Here is a 17,740-nt window from a genome sequence, read left to right on the forward strand (position 1 = left end):
CCTAATCTTTGTTTTACGCAATTCCTGGCAAAACCGCTTCGCGCTTTGCCTGGGAAAACCGCTTCGCACTTTTCCTGGAAATTGCTCTAGAAACCCGTCTTACTCGTCTTGAGAAGGATATTGGTCTCGGTCGAATTGATGCCGTTGATCAGCCGGATGCGGCGCAGCGTCTCGTCAAAGGCGGCAAGGTCGCGGTCCTCGAGTTCGGCGACAAAATCCCATTTGCCGTTGGTGCTGTGAAGCGCGCGCACCTGCGGCAGGCCCCTCAACTGATCGGCCACCCTGTCGGCGAGCTTGCCGAGCACCTCGATCATGACGATGGCGCGCACGCCGGCGGACCGCGTCTCGTGACCGGTGCGAATGGTGAAGCCGACAATGGTGCCGCTGGCGACCAGTCGGTCGATACGTGCGGCAACCGTCGCCCGCGATGCACCTGTCGTCGCGGCAAGCGACGAGACGGAAATCCGGGCGTTATGGCGAAGTGCACTGAGAAGTTCGGTGTCGAGATCGTCCACGCTGACCACTTTGTCAAAATAGATTTATCAATCTGCGCAATCATAGTCCATTTCTGACGTTTTTCCATCTTTTTGCTACCAGCACTTTACCCCAATATTGGTCGAAACAGGCCACAACCACGGAGCCCTCGAAATGGATGCCCAATCGCGATCTGTCACCCTCATCGGCGCGCCGCTGGAAGAAGGCTCCGGCCGCAGGGGGGCTGCCATGGGCCCCGCGGCCCTGCGCATTGCCGGCGTCGACCAGACGCTGATCGAGCTTGGCCATGACGTCGCCGATATCGGCGATCTCAGGATCGTGCCGGCGATGGACCTGCCGAATCACCCGAAGGCCCACAATCTGAGGATTGTCGGCGCCTTCACACGCGCCCTCGAAAGCAGCGTCCACGACGTGGCCGCCTCCGGGCGTTTTCCGCTGATTCTCGGCGGTGACCACAGCCTTTCCATGGGCAGCGTCTCCGGCATGGCCCGCTATGCCGCTAGCAAAGGCCGCCCGCTCTTCGTCCTCTGGCTTGATGCCCATGCCGATTTCAATTCTCCGGCGACGTCGCCTTCCGGCAATATTCACGGCATGCCCGTCGCCTTCTTCTGCGGCGAGGCGGAGTTCGCCGAGATCCTGCCGAAGGATCGTCCGTTCGTCGATCCAAAGAATGTCTTCCAGGTCGGCATCCGTTCGGTCGATGCGCGCGAGCGCGAGGAAATCCACGAACACGGCGTCAATGTCTTCGACATGCGCGCGATCGACGAGCAGGGCATCGGCGCCATCATGCGTGAGATCCTCGATGTTGTGACCAAGGCGAACGGGCTGCTGCATGTCAGCCTTGACCTCGATTTCCTCGATCCCGAGATTGCCCCCGGCGTCGGCACGACGGTCCCGGGCGGCGCGACCTTTCGCGAGGCGCATCTGGTGATGGAAATGCTTTCGGACAGCGGCCTCGTCTCGTCGCTCGATCTCGTCGAGCTCAATCCGTTTCTCGACGATCGCGGCAAGAGCGCCCGCATCCTGGTCGAGCTGACGGCAAGCCTGTTTGGCCGCCGCATCTTCGATCGCCCGACACGCGCCGCATAAAATTGGCATCATGCTCTGGAGGGAGAACGGCCATGAACACATCGGAAAAACTGATTGCCACGGAACAACGGCTCGGCGCCCATAACTACAAGCCGCTCGACGTGGTGCTGACGCGTGGCGAAGGTGTTTATGTCTGGGATACTGACGGCAACCGTTATCTCGATTGCCTCTCAGCCTATTCCGCCGTCAACCAGGGCCATTGTCATCCGAAGATCCTCGCCGCCATGGTCGAGCAGGCAGGCAGGCTGACGCTCACCTCCCGGGCCTTCCGCAACGATCAGCTCGCCTATCTCTACGAAGAGCTCGCGGCTCTCACCGGCTCGCACAAGATCCTGCCGATGAATTCCGGCGCCGAAGCGGTGGAGACCGCCATCAAGGCGGTGCGCAAATGGGGATACGAGGTCAAGGGCGTGCCGGAGGGCAAGGCGGAGATCATCGTCTGCGCCGATAATTTCCATGGCCGGACGCTGAGCATCATCAGTTTCTCCACAGATCCCGAGGCCCGCGCCGGCTTCGGTCCTTATACGCCAGGTTTCCGCATCATTCCCTTCGGCGATGCCGAGGCTTTCGCCGCCGCAATCAATGCCAATACGGTGGCCGCCCTGATCGAGCCGATTCAGGGCGAAGCCGGCGTCATCATTCCGCCGGCGGGTTATTTCACCCGCGTCCGCGAGCTCTGCACGGCAAACAACGTCACCCTCATCCTCGACGAGATCCAGACCGGACTCGGCCGTACCGGCAAGCTGCTGGCCGAGGAGCACGAAGCCATCGAGGCCGACGTGACGCTGATCGGCAAGGCGCTGTCCGGCGGCTTCTATCCCGTGTCGGCCGTGCTTTCGAATTCCGAAGTTCTGGGCGTGCTGAAGCCCGGCCAGCACGGCTCGACCTTCGGCGGCAATCCACTCGCCTGCGCAGTGGCGCGCGCCGCACTCAAGGTGCTGACGGAAGAGGGCATGATCGAGAACGCCGCTGTCATGGGCGACTACTTCACCGAAGGCCTCAGGTCGATCCGCTCGAACATCGTCAGAGACGTGCGCGGCCGTGGCCTGATGATGGCCATCGAGCTGGAACCCGAAGCCGGCGGCGCACGGCAATATTGCCATGCGCTGAAAGAGCGCGGCCTTCTCGCCAAGGATACCCACGACCATACGATTCGCCTCGCTCCGCCACTGGTCATCACCAAAGAGCAGGTGGATTGGGCCGTCTCGCAGATTGAAAAGACGATAGGCTGAGTAAATCGGCGCAATTCTTCTTCACTATCCCGCAGAAGCCTGGAAGATCCTGAATGCCAAAGATCGGCTGGAAGAGATCGACAGCAAAACCGCCTGGTTGTCATCCGAGATAAAAACCTTCGCAATCTCGTCGCCCAATTTAGATTTGGGCAACACTCTTTCGCTAATGTCGTCAATAACCGTAACGATGCTTCGCCGAGCGCAAAGCCATCGCGTGGTATGAAGGCAAAGCTTGTCCGCGCCAATGGTGGCGCATCCGCTTCTGCCCTAGCTTACGACAGTTGGGAAGAATTCTAATGGCCACGATCAATTCGACTAACTTCAGCGGCGATACGCTCGAAATTATTGCCTTCCGCCTGCATGATCAGGAATTCTGCGTCAAGACCACGACCATTCGCGAAATCCGCGGCTGGGCGCCGTCGACGCCGATCCCGCATGCACCGGCCGATGTCATCGGTGTCATGAACCTGCGCGGCTCGGTGATCCCGATCATCGATCTTGCTTTCAAGCTCGGCATGAAGAGCACGGTCGCCAATGAGCGCAGCGCCATCGTCGTCGCCGAAGTTCACAGCATGGTCATCGGCATGCTGGTCGACCGCGTCTCGGATATCCTCACCATCTCCTCCAGCCAGGTCCAGCCGGTGCCTGAAGTGACCGCGTCCTTCGACCGCGCTTATTGCGAAGGCATCATTGCCTCGGAAAACGGCATGATCTGCTTCCTGAACCTCGCCAAGATGTTCAAGGAAAACGAGACGGATGAACTGGCGGCGTGATTCGGACCATACAATCGAATAATAGAAGCCGCCCGCTTTGGGCGGTTTTTTATTGCGTCATCATAAGCAAATTTAAATCGCAACCATCATTTTTTCGGCTCTGATATTTGAATATTAGAGATGCCTTCTATACCGGATATTAACCATACTTCATCAGCATGGGTTGCGAAGCATAAGGACAACACGTTTCCCGATAGACAGGAAAAATAGCCGGTTATCGGCTGTCTTCCCGGCGCCGGTTTTTCTCGCCCGACCGGCTTCGCCTTACCAGCCGTAGCAGCAGAAGCTGCTGCTCATCTCATGGGGACGAGAATGTTTGGTCTATCTTACGATTCGAAATATATTCTCAATGCCATTTCCAAATCGCAGGCGATCATCGAATTCGATCTCAAGGGAAATATCCTCAAGGCGAACGAGAATTTCTGCAACGCACTTGGTTATCGCCTAGACGAGATCGTCGGCAAACATCACAGCATGTTCTGCGAGCCGGCCTATACGGCGACCCCGGAATATCGCGCCTTCTGGGCGCGGCTCGGACGCGGCGAATATGATGCCGGTGCTTACAAGCGTCTTGCCAAGGGCAATAGCGAGATATGGATCCAGGCTTCTTACAATCCTGTCTTCAAGGGCGGAAAGCCATTCAAGGTGGTGAAATTCGCCGCCGATATCACTGCCGCCAAGAAGCAGGCGGTCGAGGATTCCGGCAAGCTTCAGGCGATCTCACGGTCGCAGGCAGTGATTGAATTCACCCCGAAGGGCGAGATCCTGACCGCGAACGAGAATTTCTGCAAAGCCATGGGATATTCCCTGGCCGAGATCACCGGCAAGCATCACAGCATCTTCTGCGAGCCGGCCTATGTCAGCACCGAGGATTACAGCAATTTCTGGCGGCGTCTCGCCAATGGCGAATTCATTGCCAACGAATTCGTCCGCTTCGGCAAGGACGGCCGCGAAATCTGGATCCAGGCGGCTTATAACCCGATCGTCGATGCCGACGGCAAGATCTACAAGGTCGTGAAGTTCGCAACCGACGTCACCCAGCGCATGAGCGCGATTTCTCTGCTCGGCGGCGCGCTGCGTCAGTTATCCGAAGGTGATCTGACAAGGACGCTGGACACGCCCTTCGTCCCCTCGATGGAGCAATTGCGCCAGGATTTCAACACTGCGATCAAAGATCTTGCCGAGACGATGAAGACGATCGGCGAGAATGCCAGCGCGATCGCCGCCGGCTCACGCGAGATAGGCGCATCGGCGGATTCCTTCTCCAAGCGGACGGAACAGCAAGCCGCCTCCGTCGAAGAAACCGCAGCCGCGCTGGAAGAGATCACCACCACCGTCAACGATTCCAGCCGTCGCGCCGATGAAGCCGGCCGCCTCGTCGCCATGACCAAGCAGGGCGCCGAGCAATCCGGTGTCGTTGTCAGCAATGCCGTCGCCGCTATGGGCCAGATCGAACAGTCCTCGCGCGAGATCACCAACATCATCAGCGTCATCGACGATATCGCCTTCCAGACCAACCTCCTGGCATTGAATGCCGGCGTCGAGGCGGCCCGCGCCGGCGAAACCGGCAAGGGCTTCGCCGTGGTGGCCCAGGAGGTGCGGGAGCTGGCCCAGCGCTCCGCCAAAGCTGCCAAGGAGATCAAGGCGCTGATCAACACGTCGGGCGAGCATGTCAGGAACGGCGTCGGCCTCGTCGGCCGGACTGGTAAGGCGCTCGAAGAGATCGTCGCACAGGTCGGCGATATCGACGGCAATGTCGTCGCCATCGTCGAAGCCTCCAGGGAACAGGCAACCGGCCTCAAGGAAATCAACCAGGCGGTCAATACGCTGGATCAGGCAACCCAGCAGAATGCCGCGATGGTCGAGGAGAGCACCGCCGCCAGCCACAGTCTTGCGAAGGAAGCCGAAACGCTGCGTGTGCTGCTGACGAGGTTCCGTCTGCCGGGCCAGACCCAGACCGCCGGCAGGCATGAGGCAAGACAGACGGGTTCGCCGGCGCTGCATCTCGTTTCACGTGTCGCAAAGGCGCACGGCGCTGCCGGAGCAACAGCCCAGAGCTGGGAAGAGTTCTGATCGCGGTCTCCCCGCATGACCATTTTACCGTGCCGCCGCAAAGCGGCGGCACTTTGATCACGTTGAGCTGCATACGAAGATAAGCGCGTCGCATGATACCCATGCGGCGCGCTTTGATGGGTTACCCAAAGAGCGCAAAAGTCGCCCTCAGCGTCACCCAGACACCCCAGAGCAGCGGAATGCCGACGACGGCCCAGGCAAGCATCGCCTTGGCGTCCAGCCCGCCTGTGCCGATGCCGAAGGAACCCGTCGGCCCTGCATTGACGGCCGCCGACTTCGCCTGCAGCGCAGCGACCTCCTCATCGGACATAAACCATTTGTCCGAAAGCGGCCTGATCAGCGAATTGGCAATAAGCCCGAGCGCCAGCATGCCGGCGAGGATATACATGGTGCCGGTATAAAGGGTTGGACCGGGCGCTACGCCGGCTGCAATCTGCGCTTCGCGGATATAGTTGACGACGACCGGACCGACGATGCCGGCCGTTGCCCAGGCCGTCAGCAGCCGGCCGTGGATGGCGCCGACGAACTGCGTGCCGAAAATATCGGCAAGATAGGCCGGGATGGTCGCAAAGCCCCCGCCATACATCGACAGGATGATGCCGAAGGAGAGAACGAACAGCGCTTTGTTGCCCATGCCTGCGAAAGTGGGCGCCAGCGCATAGAGCACGATGCCGAGGACGAAGAAGCAATAATAGGTATTCTTGCGGCCGATCTTATCGGACAGCGACGCCCAGAAGAACCGTCCACCGATGTTGAAGAGTGACAGCAAACCGGCAAAACCGGCGGCGATCGTGGCGATCGATGCCTTCTGCCCGGCGTCGAGCTGGGCGAAGCCGACATCCGGCAGGCCGATCAGCGAGCCGGCGAAGATTTCCTGCAGCATCGGCGAGGCCATGCCGAGAACGCCGATACCGGCCGAAACGTTGAGGCAAAGCACCGCCCAGATCAGCCAGAACTGCTTGGTCTTGTGGGCATCGCCGAGGTGCACATGTTTGGTGGTGATCATTGTGCTCTTGGCCACAGGCGGTGTCCAACCCTCAGGACGCCAGCCTGCCGGCGGAATGCGATAGCCGAAGGCGCCGCCCATCATGAATACGAAATAGATCGCCGCCATGACGATGAAGGTCTGCCAGACGCCGACCGAACTGTCGGTCTTGAAGGCGTTCATCAGCAGGTTGGCAAGCGGGGCGCCGATCATCGCACCGCCGCCGAAGCCCATGATCGCCATGCCGGTCGCCATGCCGCGCCGGTCGGGAAACCACTTGATCAGCGTCGAGACCGGCGAGATGTAGCCGAGGCCGAGACCGATGCCGCCGATAACGCCGGCACCGAGCCACATCATCCAGAGCTGATGGGTGATGACGCCGATCGCGGCAAGAATGATGCCGCCGCACCAGCAGCAGGCGGAAACGACGCCCGCCTTGCGCGGACCGGCGCGCTCAAGCCAGCCGCCCCAGATGGCGGCGGATGAACCAAGCAGAACGAAGAACAGCGTATAGATCCAGCCGAGGTCGGCAACACGCCAGTCGCAGGTCGTGGTGAACAGCGCCGAGGCGAGTGTCAGATCGGGGCAGGCCGTCGAGGCCGTGATCCCGAGCGACTTGGAAAGCGGCAGCCAGAAGACGCTGAAACCATAGGCCATGCCGATGCAGAGATGGATGGCGAGCGCGGCCGGCGGCACCAGCCACCGATTGAACCCGGGCCTTGCGACGATCCTTTCACGATCGAGCAGGCCTACCCCCGCCAACGCCCCGTCTGTACGTGTTCCCGCTGCTACCATGAACAACTCCTCCTTGATTCGGACCTGGCTTGATTCGGACCTGGCTTGATTCAGACTTATTGTCACCGGCGCATGCGTAGGCAGCTTGCTCCTGCCTCCCCTCCCGCATGGGCCGATGCTGGTTATCGGACCTAAGCATGGCGCGCAAAAGTGTGCAGCGGTTTTACGGTAACGACATGCGTTGGAAATAAAGACCTAAAGCGCGAGAAGCCAATCTGAAAGATTGCGACGCGCTTTAGTGTGTCACCGGCTCCGGCTTTCGGATCAGAGGAGCGGCCTGAAGCACGAGCGCATCCAGGCCGTTTTCCTCATTCTCCAGAATTTCGAACAATTGCCGCCGCATGCGCGGGTCCCAGAATTTGTTGATATGGGTGGCGACCCCCTGCGCGGCCTCGCTTTGCGGCTGGCTCTTGAAGAAGGTGGCGATCTGGTTTGCCATATAGACGAGCTTGGTCTTGGTATCATGCGACATCGGCAATGCTTCCGGGCGAGATGCGGTGCGGGTGGGTGAAGATCTCGAAATCCTCGCCGCGCACCAGCGCGACGAGCGTCATGCCGGCTTCTTCGGCCGTGCGGATGGCGAGAGCCGTCGGCGCCGATATGGCGATGAGCACCGGGCTGCCGAGGATCGCCGCCTTCTGCACCATCTCGACGGAGAGCCGGCTGGTGACGACAACGGCACCGTCCCCGCCTCTTTCACTGGCGCGGATGACGGCGCCGCAGAGCTTGTCCAGCGCATTGTGCCGGCCGACATCTTCGCGCACGGCAACCAGCCCGCTGCCGGGACGATAGAATCCGGCGCCATGCACCGCCCGCGTCTCATGATGCAGCGGCTGTGCCTCGTTCAGAAGCGAAATGGCGCGGACGATATCCGCATGCGACAATGCCAACGGCGATGTCGAAACGTCAGGCACCGGCCGTACCGCCTGTTCGATCGATTCGATGCCGCAAAGCCCGCAGCCGACCGGCCCTGCCATGCTGCGGCGCCGTGCCCGCAGCCGATCGGCGACGTCGTCGACCAGGCTCACCTGCACATCGATCCCCTGCTCACCCTCGACGACCTCGATGCCCGATATCTCCGCCGGCCCGGCAATGATGCCTTCGGTCAGGCTGAATCCGACGGCAAAATCCTCGAGATCCGCAGGCGTTGCCATCATCACCGCATGCGAACTGCCGCCATAGGAAAAGGCGATCGGCACCTCTTCCGGCACGATTCGCGAACCGGTCTGCAGGATGCCGTTGCGGCGGGCGGTTTCGGGGGCATGGGCAGTGACGGTGAAGGTCATGATGCAAACTCCATCTTCTCCCCCGCGGGGAGAAGATGCCCGTCAGGGCTGATGAGGGGGTGAGCGACAATAGGAGCGAACGAACGAGCGAAAGCGAGGTCGCATTTGCCGAGCCGCCCCCTCATCCGCCCTCCGGGCACCTTCTCCCCGAGGGGAGAAGGGAAAGCCACACCAGACCGCCCCCACATCGTCACTCCGCCGCCTCGAGTTTGCCGGCGATGCGGCGTGACTGACGCGCCTGCTCGTCATATTCCAGCTGCCATTCACTCGGCCCGTTGGAGGGCGAGACCTGCACCGCCGTCACCTTGTATTCCGGGCAGTTCGTCGCCCAGTCGGAGAAATCGGTGGTGATGACGTTCGCCTGCGTATTGGGATGATGGAAGGTCGTGTAGACGACACCCGTCGCGACGCGATCGGTGATCAGTGCCCTAAGGGTCGTGTCGCCGGAGCGGCTGCCGAGCTTCACCCAGTCGCCGTCGCGAACGCCGCGCTGCTCGGCATCGTGCGGATGGATTTCCAGCCGGTCTTCCGCATGCCAGACGACATTCTCGGTCCGCCGCGTCTGCGCCCCGACATTGTACTGGCTGAGGATGCGGCCGGTTGTCAGCAGCAGCGGGAAGCGCGGACCGGTGCGCTCGTCGGTCGCCACATATTCGGTGCGGATGAACTTGCCCTTGCCGCGCACGAAGCCATTGACATGCATGATCGGCGAGCCGAGCGGGTTCTTCTCGTTGCAGGGCCACTGCACCGAGCCCATTTTTTCGAGATAGTCGTAGGAGACCATCGCAAAACTCGGCGTCGTCGCGGCGATCTCGTCCATGATTTCCGACGGATGGGTGTAATTCCAGTCGAGCCCCATCGCCTGGGCAAGCTTCTGCGTCACTTCCCAGTCGCCATAGCCGTTGCGCGGCGACATCACCTTGCGCACGCGATTGATGCGTCGTTCGGCATTGGTGAAGGTGCCGTCCTTCTCGAGGAAGGTTGAGCCCGGCAGGAAGACATGAGCGTAATTGGCGGTCTCGTTGAGGAACAGGTCCTGCACGACGACGCATTCCATCGCCGCAAGCCCGGCCGCGACATGTTTGGTATCGGGATCGGACTGCAGGATGTCTTCGCCCTGGATGTAGATGCCTTTGAAGGAGCCGTCGACTGCCGCATCCAGCATGTTCGGAATACGCAAGCCCGGCTCGTTGTTGAGCTTCACGCCCCAGAGCTTTTCGAAGATATCGCGCGTCGCATCGTCGGAAATGTGCCGGTAGCCCGGCAGTTCGTGCGGGAAGGAACCCATGTCGCAGGAACCCTGCACATTGTTCTGGCCGCGCAGCGGGTTCACGCCGACGCCGGGACGGCCGATATTGCCGGTCGCCATCGCCAGGTTGGCGATCGCGATGACCGTGGTCGAGCCCTGGCTGTGTTCGGTGACGCCGAGGCCGTAGTAGATCGCACCGTTGCCGCCTTTGGCATAGAGCCGTGCCGCGCCGCGCAGATCCGCGGCCGGCACGCCGGTGAAGGTCTCGGTCTGCTCGGGACTATGCTGCGGTTCGGCGACGAAGCCCGCCCAGTCCTCGAACTCCGACCAGTCGCAGCGCTCGCGGATGAACGCCTCGTCAAAGAGGCCTTCGGTGACGATCACATGCGCCAGCGCCGTCATGACCGCGACATTGGTGCCGGGCTTCAGCGGCAGATGATACGAGGCCTCGATATGCGGCGAGCGGACGATATCGGTACGTCGCGGATCGATGACAATGAGCTTGGCGCCCTGGCGCAGCCGCTTCTTCAGCCGCGAGCCGAACACCGGATGCCCGTCGGTCGGATTGGCGCCGATAACGACGACGACATCCGAATGCTCGACGCTGTCGAAATCCTGCGTACCCGCCGACGTGCCGAACGTCTGGCCGAGACCGTAGCCGGTCGGCGAATGGCAGACGCGGGCGCAGGTATCGACATTGTTGTTACCGAAGCCGGCGCGGATCAGCTTCTGCACCAGATACGTTTCCTCATTGGTGCAACGCGACGAGGTGATGCCGCCAATCGCCTCGCGGCCGTATTGATACTGGATGCGGCGGAACTCCAGCGCCACATGCGCGAAGGCCTCGTCCCAGCTCACTTCCCGCCAGGGATCGCTGACCTTTTCGCGGATCATCGGATTGAGGATGCGGTCCTTGTGGGTGGAGTAGCCATAGGCGAAGCGGCCCTTGACGCAGGAATGGCCGCGATTGGCCTGACCGTCCTTCCACGGCACCATGCGCACCAGTTCCTCGCCGCGCATCTCCGCCTTGAAAGAACAGCCGACGCCGCAATAGGCGCAGGTGGTGACAGCCGAATGCTCCGGCTGGCCGATCTGGATCACCGATTTCTCCGTCAGCGTCGCCGTCGGGCAGGCCTGGACGCAGGCGCCGCAGGAAACGCATTCGGAATCGATGAAATGCTCGTGCATGCCGGGCGAAACGCGTGAGCCGAAGCCGCGGCCCTCGATCGTCAGCGCGAAGGTGCCCTGCACCTCCTCGCAGGCGCGCACGCAGCGCGAACAGACGATGCACTTGGAGGGATCATAGGTGAAATAGGGATTGGATTCGTCCTTCGGCATCCATTTCAGATTGATGTCGCCATTGCTGCGCGCCTTGACGTGATTGTCGCCCTCATAGCCGTAGCGCACATCGCGCAGGCCGACGGCGCCTGCCATGTCCTGCAATTCGCAATCGCCGTTGGCCGCGCAGGTGAGACAGTCGAGCGGATGGTCGGAAATATAGAGTTCCATCACGCCGCGGCGGATATCCTTCAGCCGCCCCGTCTGCGTGTGCACCACCATGTTTGCCGCCACCGGCGTCGTGCACGAAGAGGGCGTGCCGTTGCGACCCTCGATCTCGACGAGGCAGAGCCGGCAGGAGCCGAAAGCATCGACCATATCGGTGGCGCAGAGCTTCGGCACCTTGATGCCGGCTTCCATCGAGGCGCGCATGATGGAGGTGCCCTCCGGCACGCTGATCTGCTGTCCGTCGATGGTGAGCCTCACCATGGCCTCGGATTTCGAAGCAGGAGTGCCGTAGTCGATTTCATGGATGAGAGACATGATTGGTCTCCTTGCTTGAGATGGTGAGGTCAGCGCAGGCGTTCCATGAAAAACTCGTCATTCCGCCGCCTCCACCAGAGGTGCCGGCGAAAAATCCTCCGGGAAATGCGTCATGGCGCTCATCACGGGATAGGGCGTGAAACCACCCAGCGCACAGAGCGAGCCGAACTTCATCGTATTGCAGAGATCGGCAAGCAGCACCCGGTTCTTCTCCGGTTCGATGCCGTGAGCGATCTTGTCGGCCGTCTCCACGCCGCGCGTCGAGCCGATGCGGCAGGGCGTGCACTTGCCGCAGCTTTCGACGGCGCAGAATTCCATCGCGAAACGCGCCTGCTTCAGCATATCGGCCGTGTCGTCGAAGACGACGATGCCGGCATGGCCGATAAGCCCGTCCTTGGCAGCGAAGGATTCGTAATCGAATGGCGTGTCGAACAGCGCCCGCGGGAAATAGGCGCCGAGCGGTCCGCCGACCTGCACGGCTTTGACCGGCCGTCCCGTCACCGTACCGCCACCGATCCTGTCGACGATATCTCCGAGCGAAAGACCAAAGGCCGTCTCAAAGAGGCCGCCATATCTGACATTGCCGGCAATCTGCAGCGGGATGGTGCCGCGTGAGCGGCCCATGCCGAAATCGCGGTAGAAGGCCGCACCCTTTTCCATGATGACGGGCACCGAAGCCAGCGAGATCACGTTGTTGATGACGGTCGGACAGTTAAACAGCCCCTTATGCGCCGGCAGCGGCGGCTTGGCTCGCACGATGCCGCGCTTGCCTTCGAGGCTGTTGAGCAGCGCCGTCTCCTCGCCGCAGACATACGCGCCGGCGCCGGTGCGCACTTCGATATCGAAGGCGCGGCCTGAGCCGAGCACCGATGGCCCGAGAATGCCGGCCTGGCGTGCGATGCCGACGGCCTCGGTCATGACAGCGATCGCTTGCGGATATTCCGAGCGCGTATAGACGAAACCCTTCGTTGCCCCGGTTGCAAGCCCTGATATCGCCATGCCCTCGATCAACACGAAGGGATCGCCCTCCATGATCATCCGGTCGGCGAAGGTGCCACTATCGCCTTCATCGGCATTGCAGACGATATATTTGCGTTCACCGATTGCATCGAGAACGGTCTTCCACTTGATGCCCGTCGGGAAACCCGCACCGCCGCGCCCGCGCAAGCCGGAGTCCGTGACTTCCTTGACCACGTCGGCTGAAGTCATCGAAATGGCGCGGCGAAGGCCGGCGAGGCCGCCGTGAGCCTCGTAATCGCCAAGCGAAAGCGGATCGATGACGCCACAGCGGGCGAAGGTCAGGCGAGTTTGTTCCTTGAGGAACGGGAGGTCTTCAACCTCCCCGAGACAGAGCCGATGCTCGCCTCCATCAATCATCCCGGCATCGAACAGATCGGGCACATCCTTTGACTTCACCGGTCCATAGCCGATGCGCTTGCCGGCAACCTCGACCTCGACCAGCGGCTCCAGCCAGAACATTCCGCGCGAGCCGTTGCGCACGATCTCGGCATCGAAGCCGCGGGCGGCGATCTCCTGGGCAATCGCCTTTGCCACCTTTTCGGCCCCGAGCGCCAGCGCTGCGGCATCGCGCGGAACATATATCCTGACCGTCATCGGCGTGCCTCCGCGACGATTTCCGCCGCCGTCTGATCGTCGACCCGGCCATAGACCTCGCGGTCGAGCATCACCGCCGGCGCGCAGGCGCAGAGCCCGAGACAGTAGACCGGCTCCAGCGTCACGCCGCCATCGAGCGTCGTCTGATGAAAATCGATGCCGAGCAGTGTCTTGACGCGCTCGGCCAACGCATCACCGCCCATCGACTGACAGGCTTCGGCGCGACAGAGCTTCAGCACGTGCCGGCCGGCAGGATGATCGCGATAATCGTGATAGAAGGTCACCACGCCATGCACCTCGGCACGGGAGAGGTTCAATTCCTCCGCGATGACGGGCATGGCTTCCTGCGGCACATAACCGAATTCCTGCTGAACCTCGTGCAGAATAGGAAGCAGCGGCCCTTCGAGAAAGCGAAGATCGGCGACGATGGCTCGGGTGCGCGCTGCAATATCGCCTTCGGCGATATGAATGGTCATAAGGCAGCCCTCCCAGCGGCTTGCTCGTTGCGAATTAGCGGGCCTCCCCCGGCCGAGTGCTATTTCCGCAACCACCATCTCAGGGAAGCAGCCAGCGATCAATAAAGCTATCTCGTTGCTTGATAGTTTTTTTCTATCAAAGTTCTTCATCTTGCACGAGCACTCTCGCCTCGTGCAGCAAGGCCGAGACAAGCGGCGTGAAGGGCTCACGATAAGGCGCAACAAGGCCGACCAGATGATGCGCCTCCGGCTCGACGATCGGGATCATGCGGATTTCCACTGGAAATCCGAAGGATTTTGCAACGTTGCGCGGCATGATGCTCGCCCAGCGTCCAGTCCTGACATGCGAGAACAACACGATCATCGAGTTGGATTCGAGCGTCGGATGCGCTGTGGCGCCCGCTTCCGTCAAGTGGCGGTTGATGATGCGGCGGTTTTGCATGTCGGCAGTCAATAGGCAAAGCCGAAGATCGCCGATCTCCCGCCAGGTCACGCTGTCGCGATCAGATAGCGGGCTGCCTGCAGCCGTGATCAGATTATAGCGCTCGGCATAGAGGGGAACGGTCGTGACGCGGCCGAGCGGCTCGTTTTCGAGATAGGTGATGCCGGCATCGATTTCGAGGTTTTCGAGCATGCTCAGCACCTGCAGCGAATTCCGCGAGACGATCGAGAAGGTCACGCCGGGATGCCGCTCCTGAAATGGCGTGGTGATGCGCGACAGCATGGCGAGGGCGGTCGGAATGGCGGCGAGGCGGATGTGGCCGGAAAGACCGCGGCGCGCGGCGCGCATCTCCTCGCGCATGGTGCGGGCATCGCCGACGATGCGTCGGGCCCATTCGAGCACGCGCTGCCCCTCAGGCGTCAGCCCCTGGAACCGCGAACCGCGCTGCACCAGCATGACGCCAAGCTGATCCTCGAGCTGCCGGATGGCAGCCGAAAGCGTTGGCTGCGAGATCCCGCACTCCTCCGCGGCGCGGCCAAAATGCTTTTCATTGGCAAGGGCGATGAAGAATTCCAGCTTGTCGATCATCCGGTCTCCCGATCCGGCATGACATCATCCGGGTCAGTTCATCTTTGACGCAGCAGCTGTGCTCCGCAAGGGCGGTCGCTAACTGTTTTCTGCAGCCGGAAAAAGATCGAACAGCGATTCGAGGAAGGCAAGCACGCTGACATTGCCGATGCTGTAATAGACCAGCCGGCCCTGACGGCGCGTATGGACCAGGCCTTCGAGCCTTAACCGCGCCAGTTGCTGCGAGACCATTGCCTGCTGTATGCCGAGGATATTTTCGATTTCACTCACCGTCCGCTCCTCATTCGCCAGTATGCAGAGAATCAGAAGTCGGGTCTGGTGCGCTAGCGCTTTCAGCAGATCGCTCGCTTCGTGGGCTTTTCCAGCGAGTTTGTGCAATTCCTGGCCGGTCATCCCCGGCTCGGGTTTGGGCAACGGCATTCTGTATCTCGGAAGGGAGGCGATGAGGTAGATCAGCACAATAGCATATTCGCAAAAGCGAATTGGTCAAAAGTGATGAAATGCCAAAAAAGGTCCAAGCAAATCAGCAGATAAGCTGACCGCCGTTGATCTCGATCACCTGTCCAGTGATGTAGCCCGAGAGCGAGGGAGCCGCCAGGAACAGATAGGCGGGAGCGCAGTCCTCCGCCGTGCCGAGCCGCTGCAGGGGGATGGATTTTCTCGTCTGCTCAAGCTTTTCGCGGGAGGAATAGCGCTCATGGAATTCCGTCTCGATCGTTCCTGGCGACACGCAATTGACGCGGATTCCGTCCGGTGCAAGCTCGCGGGCAAGCGCCTTGGAATAGGTCGCAACGAAGGCTTTCGAGGCCGAATAGATCGAAGAACCGGGGCTGCCACCGGTCAGCGCCGAAATCGAAACCGTGTTGACGATGGCAGCGCCTTCAGCCGCCTTCAATGCCGGCAGCAGCGCCCGCGTCAGCGCCACTACCGATGTCTGGTTGAGCCGCACGACCGCCTCATATTCTGCGTCGGTGAGTGTGGCAGCGGGAAAACGACCAAGCATGGTGCCGGCATTGTTGACGAGCACATCGACCTTGTCGAAGAAGGCGAGAGCATCTTTAGCAAATTGCGCTGCCCCGCCGACTGCGGAGAAATCGGCATGCAGCAGCAGCGCCCGTCTTTCGGATTCAGCCGTCAGCAGGAAATCCGGCAGGTCGCGTCCCGGCTTTCGCCCGGTATGGACGATCACCTTCGCGCCGCAGTCCAGGAACTGCCGGGCCACTTCAAGGCCGATGCCGCGACCGGCGCCGGTCACGACCACATTGCGATTTTCGAATAGTCTGGGATGGAACACGAAGCCGTCCTCCTCGCGGACAGTGCCGCCGGTTGCGTCATTCGCCCTTAACATATGAGCGCGCCGACCGAAAGAAAGGCAGGCGTCGATCTTTCCGGAAGAGACTTGGTCTCTGCCTGGGGAGACTAAGGTCCCGCCCTGGAGAGACTGGTCTTCCCGAGCAGTTCCAGCCTTTTAGTTTTCGGTCTCCAGAAGCCGCGCGCCTGGCCCCTCTTTGCCAAGCCGGTCACAGGGATTGCGCAACGGACAGCTTTCGATCGACAGGCAGCCGCAGCCGATGCAGCCGGTCAGACGGTCGCGCAGCAGGCTAAGCCCCCTGATTCGCGCGTCGAGATCATCCTTCCAGCGCGCCGAAAGCGTCTGCCAGTCGCCGACGGTCGGCGTGCGTCCCTGCGGCAGAGACTCGAACGCCGCCTGGATTTCCGAAAGCGGAATGCCGACACGCTGCGCCACCTTGATGATGCCGAGCCGGCGAAGCACATCGCGCCCATAGCGCCGCTGATTGCCGCGGGAGCGAATGCTCGAGATCAGCCCCTTGGTCTCGTAAAAATGCAGCGCCGAGACGGCCAGGCCGCTGCGCTCCGCCACTTCACCGACCGTCAGGAGCTTGCCGAGCGGCGCTGCAGGAATTGTATCCATCGCCTCTTGACCTCAATATTAGTTGAGGTTTTATAACCCTTGCTCCCGCAATCGTAAAGTCCAATCGCAATAAGGAGCGACGCATGCAAACACCCACCAGGCTGGCTGTCATCTATGGGAGCACGAGAGAGGGCCGCATCTGCGACCGGGTGGTCAAATGGCTGACGCAGGAGCTCGTCCGCTTCCCGCAATTTGATATCGACATCATCGACCCGCTCGATTTCGCGCTGCCGGTCAACCGTGACATGACGCACCCCGAAATCGACAGGCTCGCCGGGCGACTTGGCATGGCCGACGCCTTCATCATCGTCACGCCGGAATACAATCACAGCTTCACCGCCTCGTTGAAGTCGATCATCGATTTCTTCCTCGAGCCCTGGCAGGGCAAGCCGGTCGCCTTCGTTTCCTATGGCGGCATATCCGGCGGCCTGCGCGCCGTCGAACAGCTGCGGCTCGTCTTTGCCGAACTCCACGCCGTCACGATCCGCGATTCGGTGAGCTTTGCCGCACCTTGGAACCGCTTCGACCCGGACGGGCGGCTCGACAATCCCGCCGATGCACTGCGTTTGCTCGATCGGATGATGGCGAGGCTGGAATGGTGGACGCGGGCACTCGTCACTGCCCGCAGCGATCGTCCCTATGCCGGAATAGAGCGCCGCGCGTCTTTTAGACCCGCTAAGGACGCTCTATCACTTTGAATCTGCGCATAATCCTTTCCGAAAATCGATTCCGATTTTCGGGGTTATGCGCTAGCCGCCTGAGGCAGGAAGCTCCGGTTCCGTTCCCGGCAGGTACGGAACCATTGGGAACACCCGGGCAGGACCTCCGTCCGGGTGTTTTCCGTCACCTCAGCTTCATTCCGACCGCGCGGACGGGTTCGCAATTTTGC

16 protein-coding genes are annotated in these 17,740 nt (G+C 61.2%); 5 read left to right on the forward strand and 11 right to left on the reverse strand.

From position 1 onward, the window contains the following. Nucleotides 1–86 precede the first annotated feature (86 nt). Nucleotides 87–524: an Lrp/AsnC family transcriptional regulator gene (locus tag J3P73_RS22690; protein WP_017966296.1), complete on the reverse strand. Its 438-nt coding sequence runs from the start codon at nucleotides 522–524 to the stop codon at nucleotides 87–89. Nucleotides 525–648: 124 nt separating this feature from the next. Here J3P73_RS22690 and rocF point away from each other — a divergent pair, with 124 nt between their 5' ends. The 4 genes from rocF to J3P73_RS22710 all read left to right on the forward strand — a co-directional run bounded on the left by rocF (nucleotide 649) and on the right by J3P73_RS22710 (nucleotide 5,662). Then, nucleotides 649–1,584 (forward strand): arginase, encoded by a 936-nt coding sequence (gene rocF, locus J3P73_RS22695; protein ID WP_024323355.1) that lies wholly within the window; start codon nucleotides 649–651, stop codon nucleotides 1,582–1,584. 32 nt (nucleotides 1,585–1,616) lie between these two features. Next, nucleotides 1,617–2,816 (forward strand): ornithine--oxo-acid transaminase, encoded by a 1,200-nt coding sequence (gene rocD / locus J3P73_RS22700; RefSeq protein ID WP_018069019.1) that lies wholly within the window; start codon nucleotides 1,617–1,619, stop codon nucleotides 2,814–2,816. Between the two features lie 296 nt (nucleotides 2,817–3,112). After that, complete coding sequence (locus J3P73_RS22705) at nucleotides 3,113–3,589, forward strand: chemotaxis protein CheW (protein ID WP_003543427.1); 477 nt, start codon at nucleotides 3,113–3,115, stop codon at nucleotides 3,587–3,589. Nucleotides 3,590–3,901: 312 nt separating this feature from the next. Continuing rightward, nucleotides 3,902–5,662, forward strand: coding sequence for a methyl-accepting chemotaxis protein (locus J3P73_RS22710; protein WP_024323356.1), 1,761 nt, complete (start codon nucleotides 3,902–3,904; stop codon nucleotides 5,660–5,662). Nucleotides 5,663–5,783: 121 nt separating this feature from the next. Here the strand turns inward: J3P73_RS22710 and J3P73_RS22715 are convergent, their stop codons facing one another. The 10 genes from J3P73_RS22715 to soxR form a co-directional block, all read right to left on the reverse strand. After that, nucleotides 5,784–7,442 (reverse strand): OFA family MFS transporter, encoded by a 1,659-nt coding sequence (locus tag J3P73_RS22715; protein ID WP_024323357.1) that lies wholly within the window; start codon nucleotides 7,440–7,442, stop codon nucleotides 5,784–5,786. 235 nt (nucleotides 7,443–7,677) lie between these two features. Beyond that, nucleotides 7,678–7,914, reverse strand: a complete 237-nt coding sequence (locus J3P73_RS22720; protein ID WP_018069022.1) for a formate dehydrogenase subunit delta — start codon at nucleotides 7,912–7,914, stop codon at nucleotides 7,678–7,680. After that, nucleotides 7,904–8,728: a formate dehydrogenase accessory sulfurtransferase FdhD gene (fdhD, locus tag J3P73_RS22725; RefSeq protein ID WP_024323358.1), complete on the reverse strand. Its 825-nt coding sequence runs from the start codon at nucleotides 8,726–8,728 to the stop codon at nucleotides 7,904–7,906. Before fdhD ends, J3P73_RS22720 begins: the two co-directional genes overlap by 11 nt. A 190-nt stretch (nucleotides 8,729–8,918) precedes the next feature. Further along, nucleotides 8,919–11,798 (reverse strand): formate dehydrogenase subunit alpha, encoded by a 2,880-nt coding sequence (fdhF, locus tag J3P73_RS22730; RefSeq protein WP_130665201.1) that lies wholly within the window; start codon nucleotides 11,796–11,798, stop codon nucleotides 8,919–8,921. 57 nt (nucleotides 11,799–11,855) lie between these two features. Next, complete coding sequence (locus tag J3P73_RS22735) at nucleotides 11,856–13,412, reverse strand: formate dehydrogenase beta subunit (protein ID WP_130662362.1); 1,557 nt, start codon at nucleotides 13,410–13,412, stop codon at nucleotides 11,856–11,858. Next, nucleotides 13,409–13,888, reverse strand: coding sequence for a formate dehydrogenase subunit gamma (locus J3P73_RS22740; RefSeq protein WP_130692910.1), 480 nt, complete (start codon nucleotides 13,886–13,888; stop codon nucleotides 13,409–13,411). Before J3P73_RS22740 ends, J3P73_RS22735 begins: the two co-directional genes overlap by 4 nt. A 136-nt stretch (nucleotides 13,889–14,024) precedes the next feature. Then, complete coding sequence (locus tag J3P73_RS22745; protein ID WP_018069027.1) at nucleotides 14,025–14,918, reverse strand: LysR family transcriptional regulator; 894 nt, start codon at nucleotides 14,916–14,918, stop codon at nucleotides 14,025–14,027. Between the two features lie 78 nt (nucleotides 14,919–14,996). Then, the gene (locus tag J3P73_RS22750; protein WP_018069028.1) at nucleotides 14,997–15,338 is read right to left on the reverse strand and encodes an ArsR/SmtB family transcription factor; all 342 of its coding nucleotides are present in this window, start codon (nucleotides 15,336–15,338) and stop codon (nucleotides 14,997–14,999) included. A 103-nt stretch (nucleotides 15,339–15,441) separates the two neighbouring features. Then, nucleotides 15,442–16,212: an SDR family NAD(P)-dependent oxidoreductase gene (locus J3P73_RS22755; protein WP_130662849.1), complete on the reverse strand. Its 771-nt coding sequence runs from the start codon at nucleotides 16,210–16,212 to the stop codon at nucleotides 15,442–15,444. A gap of 174 nt (nucleotides 16,213–16,386) precedes the next feature. After that, nucleotides 16,387–16,851, reverse strand: a complete 465-nt coding sequence (soxR, locus tag J3P73_RS22760; protein ID WP_018069030.1) for a redox-sensitive transcriptional activator SoxR — start codon at nucleotides 16,849–16,851, stop codon at nucleotides 16,387–16,389. Nucleotides 16,852–16,934: 83 nt separating this feature from the next. Here soxR and J3P73_RS22765 point away from each other — a divergent pair, with 83 nt between their 5' ends. Continuing rightward, a complete protein-coding gene (locus tag J3P73_RS22765; protein WP_018069031.1) occupies nucleotides 16,935–17,549 on the forward strand; it encodes an NADPH-dependent FMN reductase in 615 nt (204 codons plus the stop codon). Nucleotides 17,550–17,740: the final 191 nt, after the last annotated feature.

Origin of the sequence: Rhizobium ruizarguesonis, assembly GCF_017357285.1 — a bacterium.
GTDB lineage: Bacteria > Pseudomonadota > Alphaproteobacteria > Rhizobiales > Rhizobiaceae > Rhizobium > Rhizobium ruizarguesonis.